This window comes from Pseudomonas sp. SWRI22 (assembly GCF_014268395.2).
In the GTDB taxonomy this organism is placed as follows: domain Bacteria; phylum Pseudomonadota; class Gammaproteobacteria; order Pseudomonadales; family Pseudomonadaceae; genus Aquipseudomonas; species Aquipseudomonas paracarnis.
The window spans coordinates 317963-331640 of sequence record NZ_JABWQK020000003.1; the positions used below are offsets into that span (position 1 = coordinate 317963).

Genomic DNA, 13678 nt, shown 5'->3' on the forward strand with positions numbered 1-13678 from the left:
ACCGGCCTATGACAGTGCGTCACAGGCGGCGGGCGTTTCTTCACTGTTCTGGAGAGTCTACAGGTTCGGCTGCATCGTCAGCACTTTGCGCTTCGGCTTCGTCAACGATAGCGCTTTGATCGGCGTCTGCATCGGAGGTAATGGAGCTGCTTTCGTAGCTGCTGTCCATGTTGGCTTCAAGCTGGTCCAGGTAGCCATTCATACCCAGGGTGACGACGATGATGAGCATCAAGGGAATGAACGCCAGCCACAGCGAGGCCAGGATTTTCACCGCAGTGGAGTTGCGTGGTGGTGGCGCGCCGTACTGGTTGGCGCCCGTATTGCCTGGCAATACCAGCAATAGGAGTGGGAATACGCTGTTTACCAGCGGAACCAGGTTGAGCAGGTACAGCCAGCCAGACCAGCCCAGGTCATGCAGGCGCTGCACGCCGATTTGCACGCTCACCACTACCAATGCCACAAACAGCGCGAAACCCAGCAGCGAGCCAATAATGATGGCGATGGTTGGCGAGGCTGTCGCCACCGCGAAGCCCACCGTACTGATGATGCCCGCTGCCACCAACATCGCGACGGTCAGTGCCAGCGTCCAGGCCAGGTAGCGCAGGCGCCCGATGCGCCCGTGGATGGTGAAGACCTTGAGGGTTGCGAACTCCGGCAGGTCGTCGCCAACGGCAGCGCGTGGGGGAGCATAAGGTGAGGCGGCGGCGCGGTCAGCGGTTGACGAGCTTGTTTCGTGGGTTTCTGCCAGGCTGAATGCCACAGGTTGTTCGGCCTCGATGCGAGCGTCGACCCCGGCGTTGTGCAGTGCCGTGAGGTAAGTTTGCGCGTCGGGGTGGGACAGGTCGCGCTTGAGCGCGACGGGGCGGCCGGTGAAGAGCTTTTCGATCGCTTCAACATCGCTTTTGAATAACTCGGCGAGGTTCAGCTTGGCGGTGGTGCTTTCGACACCTGGGCGCAAGGCTCCGTCAAACACAATCTTGAAACGGCTGTCGCTCATGCGGGCATCCTTGTCACGTAATCAGGGAGAGTATGCAGGCCTGTCCAATCGGCAGGCCTGCCAGTGGGTCAGCGTGGCCAGCGCAGTTGCGCGGCGTGCTCGCGTGCTTTGCGGTATTCGGCATCCAGGCGGGCAACGAGGTCATCCACACTGGGTACATCATTGATCTCACCGACGCCTTGGCCAGCAGACCATACAGTTTTCCACGCTTTGGCCTCATCGCTCAATGGCTTGAGCTTGGAACCGAAGTTGACTTCACCTTTGCCTTGAAGCGCAGCGAGGTCAAACCCGGCATTTTCCAGGCTCTGGCGCATGAAGCTGGCAGGTACGCCGGAGACTGCTGGAGTGTGCACGATGTCGGCGGCGCGCGATGTGAGCAGCATCTCCTTATAGGCATCCGGTGCCTGGCTTTCGGTGGTGCCGATAAAGCGCGTGCCGAAATATGCCAGGTCTGCCCCCAGCACCTGGGCGGCGAGGATTTCGTGCCCATGGTTAAGGCAGCCCGCCAGCAGTAGGGTTTTGTCGAAGAACTGGCGAATTTCGGCAATCAGTGAAAAGGGGCTCCAGGTGCCAGCGTGGCCACCCGCACCAGCGGCGACGGCAATGAGGCCATCAACACCCGCCTCGGCGGCTTTCTCGGCATGGCGTCGGGTAGTGACGTCATGAAATACCAGGCCGCCGTAGCTATGAACCGCGTCCACCAACTCCTTTACCGCACCGAGACTGGTGATGACGATGGGCACCTTGTGCTCGACGCAGATCGCCAGGTCTGCCTCCAGGCGCGGGTTGCTGTTGTGCACGATCAGGTTCACGGCATAGGGCGCAGGGTTGTCCAACTGAGCCAGACCCGCTTCGATTTCTTCCAGCCAGGCCTTGAAGCCACTGCTTTCGCGTTGGTTGAGCGCCGGGAAACTCCCAACTACCCCGTTGCGACAGCAGGCCAGGACCAGTTGCGGATTAGAGATCAGAAACATCGGCGCGGCCACCACGGGCAGGCGCAGACGTTGTTCCAGCAGAGCGGGCAGCGACATTGGAGGTTCCCCGAGTAATTGACGTTAGAACGGTTTGACCACGACCAAAATTACGATAGCCAGCAATATCAGAACCGGGACTTCATTGAACCAGCGATAAAAGACATGGCTGCGGGTGTTTTCGCCACGGGCGAAGCGCTTTACCTGTGCGCCGCACATGTGATGGTAGCCAATCAGCAGGACGACCAGGGTCAGCTTGGCGTGGATCCAGGCGCCCGACTGGAAAATGCCGGGGTTGAGGGCCAGCATCCAGATGCCGAAGACCAGTGTGGCAACCATCGCCGGGCCCATGATGCCCCGGTACAACTTGCGCTCCATGATGCTGAAGCGTTCCTTGCTGACGGTGTCTTCGCTTTGGGCGTGGTAGACGAACAGGCGCGGCAGGTAGAACAGCCCGGCAAACCAGCAAACGATGCTGACGATATGGAAGGCTTTGACCCATAGATAGAGCATTTTAGTTATTCCCAGGTTCACGGTAGCGAAGATAGTAGTGGCTCATGCGCCCGTACGTCACGTTGACGGTTGTCGCAGGACGATACGGCCCCTATTATCGACGGCTTTCCAGTGGGTTCGTTGAGGGCAGGTTTATGGTCAAGGTCGGTATCGTCGGCGGCACGGGTTACACCGGTGTCGAATTGCTGCGTCTGTTGGCTCAGCATCCGCAAGCTGAGGTGGTGGTCATCACTTCCCGATCCGAAGCCGGGCTGGCCGTGGCCGATATGTACCCGAACCTGCGAGGCCACTATGACGGTCTGGCGTTCAGTGTGCCGGACACCAAGACCCTGGGTGCCTGCGACGTGGTGTTCTTCGCCACGCCTCACGGTGTCGCCCATGCTCTGGCCGGTGAGCTGCTGGCGGCCGGTACCAAGGTTATCGACTTGTCGGCAGACTTCCGCCTGCAAGACGCCGATGAGTGGGCCAAATGGTACGGCCAGCCCCATGGTGCGCCGCAGCTGTTGGAAGAGGCGGTTTACGGCCTGCCGGAAGTCAATCGTGAGCAGATCAAGCAAGCGCGCCTGATTGCAGTGCCGGGTTGCTATCCGACGGCGACGCAATTGGGCTTTCTGCCATTGCTGGAGGCTGGCTTGGCGGATGCGTCGCGCCTGATCGCGGACTGCAAGTCGGGCGTCAGTGGTGCGGGCCGTGGTGCGGCGGTAGGTTCGCTTTACTCCGAAACGTCGGAAAGCATGAAGGCCTATGCGGTAAAAGGTCATAGGCACTTGCCGGAAATCCGCCAGGGCTTGCGTCGCGCTGCCGGCCAGGATGTGGGGCTGACCTTCGTGCCGCACCTGACACCGATGATCCGCGGGATTCACTCCACGCTGTATGCGACCGTCACTGATCGCTCGGTAGACCTGCAGGCGCTGTTTGAAAAGCGTTATGCCAATGAGCCGTTCGTCGATGTGATGCCGGCCGGTAGCCATCCGGAAACGCGCAGCGTGCGTGGTGCCAATGTGTGCCGTATTGCGGTGCATCGTCCGCAGGATGGCGACCTGGTGGTGGTGTTGTCGGTGATCGACAACCTGGTCAAGGGCGCTTCGGGCCAGGCGGTGCAGAACATGAATATCCTGTTCGGCCTGGACGAGAAGTTGGGCCTGTCCCACGCGGGGATGTTGCCTTAACGCGGGCTCACCGTTGCGCAAAAGGCCCGTTGATTGGGCCTTTTGCATTTTTAATGGTCGCTGGGCGGATTGATATACCGTAACAATAGTTGACCGCTTTTCTAGGAGAAGCGGATAATACCGGCCATTACGCATATGGCGGCGCTACGCCGGGAGATTATCAGCATGAGCGTTGAATCCTTCACCCCCACGGCTTTGCAATTCACCCACGGTGCTGCGCACAAGGTGAAGAGCCTGGTCGATGAAGAGGGTAATGATCGCTTGAAGCTGCGCGTATTCGTTACGGGCGGCGGTTGTTCAGGGTTTCAGTACGGTTTTACCTTCGATGAAGATGTGGCCGATGACGACACTATCGTTGAGCGCGAGGGTGTGAGCCTGGTCGTGGATCCGATGAGCTTCCAATACCTGGCAGGTGCCGAGGTGGATTATCAGGAAGGTCTGGAAGGCTCGCGTTTCGTGATCAAGAACCCTAATGCCACCACGACATGTGGTTGCGGGTCTTCGTTCTCGATCTGATCGGTAGCAGGTACAAAAACGCCGCTTGGCTTTTACGGGCCAAGCGGCGTTTTGCTGTCTGGGGTCAGGCGGGGTAGATCGCGCCAAGCACTCGAAGCCCACGTGCGCCAGTGACGCTGGGGCGATTGGCGGCGATGCCTTCCAGGCAACAATGTGCCAGCCAGGCGAAGGCCATTGCTTCTACCCAGTCAGGATCTACGCCGTAGGCCGCTGTAGTGCTGACATGAGTGGAAGGCAGCAACGTTGTCAGCCGGCTCATCAGTGCCCCGTTATGGGCGCCGCCGCCGCAGATCAACAAGGTTGTTGTGTCAGTCTGGGCGCTTTGCAGGGACTCGACGATGGTCAGGGCCGTCAGTTCCAGCAGGGTGGCCTGTACGTCTTGGGGTTCAAAGGCGGGCAAACGGCCAAGGTGCTGCTGCAGCCAGGCCAGGTTGAACACTTCGCGGCCCGTGCTTTTCGGGCCTTTGGTCATGAAGAACGGATCGCTGAGCAGCGTATTGAGCAGTTGGGACTGGACCTTGCCGCTGGCCGCCCATTGCCCGTTCCGATCAAAGTGTTCGCCGCGCTGCAGGTTAATCCAGGCATCGAGGAGGACGTTACCCGGGCCGCAGTCGAAACCGGCGACAGGCTTGCCCGTCTCGATCAGGCTGAGGTTGCTGAACCCGCCGACATTCAATACCGCGCGATTGCCCGTCTGTTCGCCGAACAAGGCTTCATGAAAGGCTGGAACCAAAGGAGCGCCTTGGCCGCCGGCGGCGACATCGCGGCTGCGGAAGTCGCTGACGACGGTGATGTCTGTCAGCTCGGTGAGAAGGGCGGGGTTGCCGATCTGAACGGTAAAGCCTCGGGAGGGTTCATGGCGAATCGTCTGACCATGGCTACCAATCGCCCGAATGTCCTGAGGCTTGAGGTTCTGTTGATCCAGCAAGGCGTGGATGCCTTGCGCAGCGAGCATTACCCATTGTTGCTGTGCAATTGCCGAGCGGGCGATTTCATCCGGGCCACTGGCGCATAGGCTCAGCAGTTCTGTGCGCAAGGCGTCAGGCATCGGGATGTAATGGGTGGCGATCAGATTGACCGCCGCGCCTTGTTCGATAAGGGCGATATCCAGGCCGTCGAGGCTGGTCCCGGACATCACACCGATATAGAGCGGCATACCTTAACGCTTCGCCGAAGCCAGCATGGTGGAGCGCTCTTGATCCATGCGTGCCATCAGCGGCTGGCTCTGCTGCATGAAGCGCGCGCGTTCGGCCTTGGCAATCGGGTCAGCCATCGGCAGCTTCTGGCCCAATGGGTCGACGTGTACGCCGTTGACCTGGAACTCGTAATGCAAGTGCGGGCCGGTGGAGAGGCCGGTAGTGCCGATGTAGCCGATCACTTGCCCCTGTTTCACGTTGCCGCCAGTCTTGACGCCCTTGGCAAAGCCTTGCATGTGGCCGTACAGCGTGCGGTAAGTGTTGCCGTGCTGGATGATCACCGTATTGCCGTAACCACCACGGCGCCCTGCCAACAAGACCTTGCCGTCGCCCGCCGCTTTGATTGGCGTGCCACGCGGCGCGGCATAGTCGACGCCCTTGTGTGCGCGAATTTTGTTCAGAATTGGATGCTTGCGACCCATGGAGAAACGCGAGCTAATACGAGCAAAGTCAACGGGGGTACGGATGAAGGCCTTGCGCATGCTGTTGCCATCAGCTGTGTAGTAGCTGCTGTTGCCTTGTTTGTTGGTGTAGCGCACAGCAGTGTAGGTTTTGCCACGGTTGGTGAAGCGTGCAGACAGAATGTTGCCAGTGCCCACGACTTTTCCGTTGGCTACTTTCTGCTCGTAGATCACGTCGAACTCATCGCCTTGACGGATGTCCTGGGCAAAGTCGATGTCGTAGCCAAATACGCTGGCCATGTCCATGGTCATGCTGTGCGACAGGCCCGCACGCGCGGCCGATTGCGACAGGGAGCTGTTGATCACGCCATGTACGTAGGCGGAACGCATGACGGGTTTGGTGGTGATTCGGTTGAATGCGAAGCCTTTGGCGCCTTTGCTCAGGCTGATGCTTTCCAGGTCGCTGATACTGGTGTGCAGGTTGTTCAGCTGGCCGTCTGGCGTCAGCTCAAACTCGAGCTTTTGGCCACGTTTGAGCTGAGTGAATTGCTTGGCTTGCTTATCGCTGGCGAGCACTTCATTTACAGCAACGGCAGGCAATCCAACCTTTTCGAACAGGGTAGATAGTGTGTCGCCTTTGCCCACGATGACTTCGCGGTGCTGGGGATTCTTGGCTGCGGCTGCCGCAGGTGCTTCCTGGGTGGCTTGTTGAGTGTCTTCTGGAGTGCTTTCGATCTGTGCGAAAGGTGATTCGGCCGGAGCATTTGTGGCTTGTTGAGCGTCGGAAGCGTCTTGATCTTGTGTCAGTTGTTCAACTGGGCTTTCCAGATCGAGGCTCAGGGATGTTCGTTTGGCTTCAACGTCACTGGAAGGGAATACCAGCAGTGCCAGGCTGAGAAGGGCGGCGATACCACTTGCGGCGAGCAGGTGGGTCTTCGGGTAAAGCGGCGGCGCTTTAGACGGTTCAGTGGTCATAAGTAATTTTGACTTTGAAGATGAAATGGAAAAGATGAATGACATGATGAAGATGAAATAACTGTATAAAATATAACCAAATCATCTGTGGCGCAAGCTCGCGAACGCTGGGCTTGCTGAACGGTGTCCGTGCGCAGGGCAAAACTTGTAATTAGTCCCTGATCTTGTATGGTTGGTTCCCTTTTGAATCTGAGCCTTGCGGGTCTGTTATGAAGTCGGTTGAAGAGCAGCTAGCGCTGATAAAACGTGGTGCGGAAGAACTGTTGGTCGAGGCCGAGCTGATCGAAAAGCTCAAGCGTGGCCAACCCCTGCGTATCAAGGCTGGCTTTGATCCGACTGCGCCGGATCTGCACCTGGGTCATACCGTGCTTATTAATAAGCTGCGTCAGTTTCAGGAGTTGGGCCATCAGGTCATCTTCCTCATAGGTGACTTCACTGGGATGATCGGTGATCCAAGCGGCAAGAGCGCTACGCGCCCGCCGCTGACTCGTGAGCAGGTGCTCGATAATGCCGAGACCTACAAGACCCAGGTATTCAAGATCCTTGATCCAGCCAAGACTGAGGTGGCGTTCAACTCCACTTGGATGGACAAAATGGGGCCGGCAGATTTCATTCGTCTGACGTCCCAGTACACCGTGGCACGCATGCTCGAGCGCGATGACTTCGACAAGCGCTACTCGACCAATCAGCCAATCGCCATCCATGAGTTCCTTTACCCGCTGGTTCAAGGGTACGACTCGGTGGCGCTGCGCGCGGACGTTGAGTTGGGTGGCACCGATCAGAAGTTCAACCTGCTGATGGGGCGTGAATTGCAACGCGCCTATGGTCAGGAGGCTCAGTGCATTCTGACCATGCCGCTGTTGGAAGGCTTGGATGGCGTCAAGAAGATGTCCAAGTCTCTGGGGAACTATGTCGGTATCCAGGAAGCACCAGGTGTGATGTACGGTAAGTTGGTGTCTATTCCGGATGCGCTGATGTGGCGCTACTTCGAGCTGTTGAGCTTCCGCTCGATGGACGAGATCAATGCGCTGCGTGCGGATGTCGAGGCGGGTGCTAATCCTCGCGATGTGAAGATTAAGCTGGCTGAAGAAATCGTTGCGCGTTTCCATGGTGAGGAGGCTGCGGCCAGCGCTCACCGCGCGGCAGGTAATCGCATGAAAGACGGCGAGCTGCCTGACGATCTGCCGGAGATTGAATTGAGTGCTGCTGAGGCGATGCCGATTGCGGCTGTGCTTAATAAGGCTGGCCTGGTGAAGAATTCGGCGGTCGCGCGTGATCTCTTGGGTTCGGGCGGTGTACGTATAGATGGTGAGGTGGTTGATCGCACCTTTATATACGAGCTGGGCGCGACTCACGTTTGCCAGGCGGGGAAGAAGGCATTTGCGCGTATTACGCTCAAATCCGAACAAGTCTGAAAATAGGTGTTGACGGCGAATTATAACTGTCTATAATTCGCCCCACTTCCGGCGCAGTCGAAACGGAAAACTCCTTTGTAAACAATGAGTTATGCAGTTTTCGGCAGCAAGTTGCTTCAGTTCATCGAAGCCGAAAGGAAGTTGAAAAAGAGGTGTTGACAGCAGCGTGTAACGCTGTAGAATTCGCCTCCAGCTTACGAGAGATCGCAAGCGCAAGTGGTTGAAGTTGTTGAAGAAATCTTCGAAAACTTCTGAAAATAACCACTTGACAGCAAATGAGGCTGCTGTAGAATGCGCGCCTCGGTTGAGACGAAAGATCTTAACCAACCGCTCTTTAACAACTGAATCAAGCAATTCGTGTGGGTGCTTGTGGAGTCAGACTGATAGTCAACAAGATTATCAGCATCACAAGTTACTCCGCGAGAAATCAAAGATGTAACCAACGATTGCTGAGCCAAGTTTAGGGTTTCTTAAAAACCCAAAGATGTTTGAACTGAAGAGTTTGATCATGGCTCAGATTGAACGCTGGCGGCAGGCCTAACACATGCAAGTCGAGCGGTAGAGAGAAGCTTGCTTCTCTTGAGAGCGGCGGACGGGTGAGTAATGCCTAGGAATCTGCCTGGTAGTGGGGGATAACGTTCGGAAACGGACGCTAATACCGCATACGTCCTACGGGAGAAAGCAGGGGACCTTCGGGCCTTGCGCTATCAGATGAGCCTAGGTCGGATTAGCTAGTTGGTGGGGTAATGGCTCACCAAGGCGACGATCCGTAACTGGTCTGAGAGGATGATCAGTCACACTGGAACTGAGACACGGTCCAGACTCCTACGGGAGGCAGCAGTGGGGAATATTGGACAATGGGCGAAAGCCTGATCCAGCCATGCCGCGTGTGTGAAGAAGGTCTTCGGATTGTAAAGCACTTTAAGTTGGGAGGAAGGGTTGTAGATTAATACTCTGCAATTTTGACGTTACCGACAGAATAAGCACCGGCTAACTCTGTGCCAGCAGCCGCGGTAATACAGAGGGTGCAAGCGTTAATCGGAATTACTGGGCGTAAAGCGCGCGTAGGTGGTTTGTTAAGTTGGATGTGAAATCCCCGGGCTCAACCTGGGAACTGCATTCAAAACTGACTGACTAGAGTATGGTAGAGGGTGGTGGAATTTCCTGTGTAGCGGTGAAATGCGTAGATATAGGAAGGAACACCAGTGGCGAAGGCGACCACCTGGACTAATACTGACACTGAGGTGCGAAAGCGTGGGGAGCAAACAGGATTAGATACCCTGGTAGTCCACGCCGTAAACGATGTCAACTAGCCGTTGGAAGCCTTGAGCTTTTAGTGGCGCAGCTAACGCATTAAGTTGACCGCCTGGGGAGTACGGCCGCAAGGTTAAAACTCAAATGAATTGACGGGGGCCCGCACAAGCGGTGGAGCATGTGGTTTAATTCGAAGCAACGCGAAGAACCTTACCAGGCCTTGACATCCAATGAACTTTCTAGAGATAGATTGGTGCCTTCGGGAACATTGAGACAGGTGCTGCATGGCTGTCGTCAGCTCGTGTCGTGAGATGTTGGGTTAAGTCCCGTAACGAGCGCAACCCTTGTCCTTAGTTACCAGCACGTAATGGTGGGCACTCTAAGGAGACTGCCGGTGACAAACCGGAGGAAGGTGGGGATGACGTCAAGTCATCATGGCCCTTACGGCCTGGGCTACACACGTGCTACAATGGTCGGTACAGAGGGTTGCCAAGCCGCGAGGTGGAGCTAATCCCATAAAACCGATCGTAGTCCGGATCGCAGTCTGCAACTCGACTGCGTGAAGTCGGAATCGCTAGTAATCGCGAATCAGAATGTCGCGGTGAATACGTTCCCGGGCCTTGTACACACCGCCCGTCACACCATGGGAGTGGGTTGCACCAGAAGTAGCTAGTCTAACCTTCGGGAGGACGGTTACCACGGTGTGATTCATGACTGGGGTGAAGTCGTAACAAGGTAGCCGTAGGGGAACCTGCGGCTGGATCACCTCCTTAATCGACGACATCAGCTGCTCCATAAGTTCCCACACGAATTGCTTGATTCATTGAAGAAGACGATAGAAGCAGCTTTAAGCTCCAAGCTGATAGCTCTTAGCTAATCAGTTACGCGCTCGAAATTGGGTCTGTAGCTCAGTTGGTTAGAGCGCACCCCTGATAAGGGTGAGGTCGGCAGTTCGAATCTGCCCAGACCCACCAATTTTGTTATGGGGCCATAGCTCAGCTGGGAGAGCGCCTGCCTTGCACGCAGGAGGTCAACGGTTCGATCCCGTTTGGCTCCACCATTAACTGCTTCTACTTGTTAGAGTTTAGAAATGAATATTCTGAAGTGAATATTGATTTCTAGTCTTTGATTAGATCGTTCTTTAAAAATTTGGGTATGTGATAGAAAGATAGACTGAACGTTACTTTCACTGGTAACGGATCAGGCTAAGGTAAAATTTGTGAGTTCTCTTAATTGAGAAATTCGAATTTTCGGCGAATGTCGTCTTCACAGTATAACCAGATTGCTTGGGGTTATATGGTCAAGTGAAGAAGCGCATACGGTGGATGCCTTGGCAGTCAGAGGCGATGAAAGACGTGGTAGCCTGCGAAAAGCTTCGGGGAGTCGGCAAACAGACTTTGATCCGGAGATGTCTGAATGGGGGAACCCAGCCATCATAAGATGGTTATCTTGTACTGAATACATAGGTGCAAGAGGCGAACCAGGGGAACTGAAACATCTAAGTACCCTGAGGAAAAGAAATCAACCGAGATTCCCTTAGTAGTGGCGAGCGAACGGGGACTAGCCCTTAAGTGGCTTTGAGATTAGCGGAACGCTCTGGAAAGTGCGGCCATAGTGGGTGATAGCCCTGTACGCGAAAATCTCTTAGTCATGAAATCGAGTAGGACGGAGCACGAGAAACTTTGTCTGAATATGGGGGGACCATCCTCCAAGGCTAAATACTACTGACTGACCGATAGTGAACTAGTACCGTGAGGGAAAGGCGAAAAGAACCCCGGAGAGGGGAGTGAAATAGATCCTGAAACCGTATGCGTACAAGCAGTGGGAGCCCACTTTGTTGGGTGACTGCGTACCTTTTGTATAATGGGTCAGCGACTTATTTTCAGTGGCGAGCTTAACCGAATAGGGGAGGCGTAGCGAAAGCGAGTCTTAATAGGGCGTCTAGTCGCTGGGAATAGACCCGAAACCGGGCGATCTATCCATGGGCAGGTTGAAGGTTGGGTAACACTAACTGGAGGACCGAACCGACTACCGTTGAAAAGTTAGCGGATGACCTGTGGATCGGAGTGAAAGGCTAATCAAGCTCGGAGATAGCTGGTTCTCCTCGAAAGCTATTTAGGTAGCGCCTCATGTATCACTGTAGGGGGTAGAGCACTGTTTCGGCTAGGGGGTCATCCCGACTTACCAAACCGATGCAAACTCCGAATACCTACAAGTGCCGAGCATGGGAGACACACGGCGGGTGCTAACGTCCGTCGTGAAAAGGGAAACAACCCAGACCGTCAGCTAAGGTCCCAAAGTTATGGTTAAGTGGGAAACGATGTGGGAAGGCTTAGACAGCTAGGAGGTTGGCTTAGAAGCAGCCACCCTTTAAAGAAAGCGTAATAGCTCACTAGTCGAGTCGGCCTGCGCGGAAGATGTAACGGGGCTCAAACCATACACCGAAGCTACGGGTATCACGTAAGTGATGCGGTAGAGGAGCGTTCTGTAAGCCTGTGAAGGTGAGTTGAGAAGCTTGCTGGAGGTATCAGAAGTGCGAATGCTGACATGAGTAACGATAATGGGTGTGAAAAACACCCACGCCGAAAGACCAAGGTTTCCTGCGCAACGTTAATCGACGCAGGGTTAGTCGGTCCCTAAGGCGAGGCTGAAAAGCGTAGTCGATGGAAAACAGGTTAATATTCCTGTACTTCTGGTTATTGCGATGGAGGGACGGAGAAGGCTAGGCCAGCTTGGCGTTGGTTGTCCAAGTTTAAGGTGGTAGGCTGGAATCTTAGGTAAATCCGGGATTCTAAGGCCGAGAGCTGATGACGAGTTACCTTTTAGGTAACGAAGTGGTTGATGCCATGCTTCCAAGAAAAGCTTCTAAGCTTCAGGTAACCAGGAACCGTACCCCAAACCGACACAGGTGGTTGGGTAGAGAATACCAAGGCGCTTGAGAGAACTCGGGTGAAGGAACTAGGCAAAATGGCACCGTAACTTCGGGAGAAGGTGCGCCGGTGAGGGTGAAGGACTTGCTCCGTAAGCTCATGCCGGTCGAAGATACCAGGCCGCTGCGACTGTTTATTAAAAACACAGCACTCTGCAAACACGAAAGTGGACGTATAGGGTGTGACGCCTGCCCGGTGCCGGAAGGTTAATTGATGGGGTTAGCTAACGCGAAGCTCTTGATCGAAGCCCCGGTAAACGGCGGCCGTAACTATAACGGTCCTAAGGTAGCGAAATTCCTTGTCGGGTAAGTTCCGACCTGCACGAATGGCGTAACGATGGCGGCGCTGTCTCCACCCGAGACTCAGTGAAATTGAAATCGCTGTGAAGATGCAGTGTATCCGCGGCTAGACGGAAAGACCCCGTGAACCTTTACTATAGCTTTGCACTGGACTTTGAATTTGCTTGTGTAGGATAGGTGGGAGGCTTTGAAGCGTGGACGCCAGTCTGCGTGGAGCCATCCTTGAAATACCACCCTGGCAACTTTGAGGTTCTAACTCAGGTCCGTTATCCGGATCGAGGACAGTGTATGGTGGGTAGTTTGACTGGGGCGGTCTCCTCCTAAAGAGTAACGGAGGAGTACGAAGGTGCGCTCAGACCGGTCGGAAATCGGTCGTAGAGTATAAAGGCAAAAGCGCGCTTGACTGCGAGACAGACACGTCGAGCAGGTACGAAAGTAGGTCTTAGTGATCCGGTGGTTCTGTATGGAAGGGCCATCGCTCAACGGATAAAAGGTACTCCGGGGATAACAGGCTGATACCGCCCAAGAGTTCATATCGACGGCGGTGTTTGGCACCTCGATGTCGGCTCATCACATCCTGGGGCTGAAGCCGGTCCCAAGGGTATGGCTGTTCGCCATTTAAAGTGGTACGCGAGCTGGGTTTAGAACGTCGTGAGACAGTTCGGTCCCTATCTGCCGTGGACGTTTGAGATTTGAGAGGGGCTGCTCCTAGTACGAGAGGACCGGAGTGGACGAACCTCTGGTGTTCCGGTTGTCACGCCAGTGGCATTGCCGGGTAGCTATGTTCGGAATAGATAACCGCTGAAAGCATCTAAGCGGGAAACTAGCCTCAAGATGAGATCTCACTGGAACCTTGAGTTCCCTGAAGGGCCGTCGAAGACTACGACGTTGATAGGTTGGGTGTGTAAGCGCTGTGAGGCGTTGAGCTAACCAATACTAATTGCCCGTGAGGCTTGACCATATAACACCCAAGCAATTTGAGTCGAAAGGCCAGATTGCGGTGTGTGAAGACGCAATGAACCGAAAGTTCGACGCTCACAAA

Annotated in this window: 8 protein-coding genes, 2 tRNA genes and 2 rRNA genes; 7 read left to right on the forward strand and 5 right to left on the reverse strand. The window is 55.3% G+C overall.

The features are described from left to right. Nucleotides 1–40: 40 nt before the first annotated feature. The 3 genes from HU730_RS24390 to hemJ all read right to left on the reverse strand — a co-directional run bounded on the left by HU730_RS24390 (nt 41) and on the right by hemJ (nt 2481). Nucleotides 41–997, reverse strand: a complete 957-nt coding sequence (locus HU730_RS24390; RefSeq protein ID WP_186527634.1) for a DUF805 domain-containing protein — start codon at nt 995–997, stop codon at nt 41–43. A 68-nt stretch (nt 998–1065) separates the two neighbouring features. Further along, nucleotides 1066–2028 (reverse strand): nitronate monooxygenase family protein, encoded by a 963-nt coding sequence (locus tag HU730_RS24395; protein ID WP_014720163.1) that lies wholly within the window; start codon nt 2026–2028, stop codon nt 1066–1068. Between the two features lie 24 nt (nt 2029–2052). Beyond that, nucleotides 2053–2481 (reverse strand): protoporphyrinogen oxidase HemJ, encoded by a 429-nt coding sequence (hemJ, locus tag HU730_RS24400; protein ID WP_003194674.1) that lies wholly within the window; start codon nt 2479–2481, stop codon nt 2053–2055. 134 nt (nt 2482–2615) lie between these two features. On the opposite strand from hemJ, the gene argC reads away from it, so the two are divergent. Beyond that, a complete protein-coding gene (gene argC / locus HU730_RS24405; protein ID WP_014720162.1) occupies nt 2616–3650 on the forward strand; it encodes an N-acetyl-gamma-glutamyl-phosphate reductase in 1035 nt (344 codons plus the stop codon). Nucleotides 3651–3815: 165 nt separating this feature from the next. Next, nucleotides 3816–4166: an iron-sulfur cluster insertion protein ErpA gene (gene erpA, locus HU730_RS24410; RefSeq protein WP_003176443.1), complete on the forward strand. Its 351-nt coding sequence runs from the start codon at nt 3816–3818 to the stop codon at nt 4164–4166. A gap of 64 nt (nt 4167–4230) precedes the next feature. Here erpA and HU730_RS24415 read toward each other — a convergent pair whose 3' ends face one another. Together HU730_RS24415 and HU730_RS24420 are read right to left on the reverse strand one after the other, a co-directional pair. Further along, on the reverse strand, nt 4231–5322 hold the full coding sequence (locus tag HU730_RS24415; RefSeq protein WP_060764005.1) for an anhydro-N-acetylmuramic acid kinase: 1092 nt from the start codon (nt 5320–5322) through the stop codon (nt 4231–4233). Between the two features lie 3 nt (nt 5323–5325). Then, nucleotides 5326–6738 (reverse strand): peptidoglycan DD-metalloendopeptidase family protein, encoded by a 1413-nt coding sequence (locus HU730_RS24420; RefSeq protein WP_060764006.1) that lies wholly within the window; start codon nt 6736–6738, stop codon nt 5326–5328. Between the two features lie 209 nt (nt 6739–6947). Here HU730_RS24420 and tyrS point away from each other — a divergent pair, with 209 nt between their 5' ends. The 5 genes from tyrS (at nt 6948) to HU730_RS24445 (ending at nt 13597) form a co-directional block, all read left to right on the forward strand. Beyond that, nucleotides 6948–8153, forward strand: a complete 1206-nt coding sequence (tyrS, locus tag HU730_RS24425; protein ID WP_096144478.1) for a tyrosine--tRNA ligase — start codon at nt 6948–6950, stop codon at nt 8151–8153. 490 nt (nt 8154–8643) lie between these two features. Beyond that, nucleotides 8644–10180: ribosomal RNA gene (locus HU730_RS24430) — 16S ribosomal RNA — on the forward strand. 124 nt (nt 10181–10304) lie between these two features. After that, nucleotides 10305–10381 (forward strand) — tRNA-Ile (locus tag HU730_RS24435). 10 nt (nt 10382–10391) lie between these two features. Then, a tRNA-Ala gene (locus HU730_RS24440) sits at nt 10392–10467 on the forward strand. Nucleotides 10468–10705: 238 nt separating this feature from the next. Further along, a 23S ribosomal RNA gene (locus tag HU730_RS24445) occupies nt 10706–13597 on the forward strand. The 16S and 23S rRNA genes sit together here with 2 tRNA genes alongside, the layout of an rRNA operon. The last annotated feature ends 81 nt before the right edge of the window (nt 13598–13678 follow it).

Excerpts from the sequence above, each read along its gene's own strand:
- argC (WP_014720162.1), top strand. The coding sequence starts at position 2,616 with ATGGTCAAGGTCGGTATCGTCGGCGGCACGGGTTACACCGGTGTCGAA.
- HU730_RS24390 (WP_186527634.1), bottom strand. The coding sequence starts at position 997 with ATGAGCGACAGCCGTTTCAAGATTGTGTTTGACGGAGCCTTGCGCCCA.
- tyrS (WP_096144478.1), top strand. The coding sequence starts at position 6,948 with ATGAAGTCGGTTGAAGAGCAGCTAGCGCTGATAAAACGTGGTGCGGAA.
- HU730_RS24420 (WP_060764006.1), bottom strand. The coding sequence starts at position 6,738 with ATGACCACTGAACCGTCTAAAGCGCCGCCGCTTTACCCGAAGACCCAC.
- HU730_RS24415 (WP_060764005.1), bottom strand. The coding sequence starts at position 5,322 with ATGCCGCTCTATATCGGTGTGATGTCCGGGACCAGCCTCGACGGCCTG.
- hemJ (WP_003194674.1), bottom strand. The coding sequence starts at position 2,481 with ATGCTCTATCTATGGGTCAAAGCCTTCCATATCGTCAGCATCGTTTGC.
- erpA (WP_003176443.1), top strand. The coding sequence starts at position 3,816 with ATGAGCGTTGAATCCTTCACCCCCACGGCTTTGCAATTCACCCACGGT.
- HU730_RS24395 (WP_014720163.1), bottom strand. The coding sequence starts at position 2,028 with ATGTCGCTGCCCGCTCTGCTGGAACAACGTCTGCGCCTGCCCGTGGTG.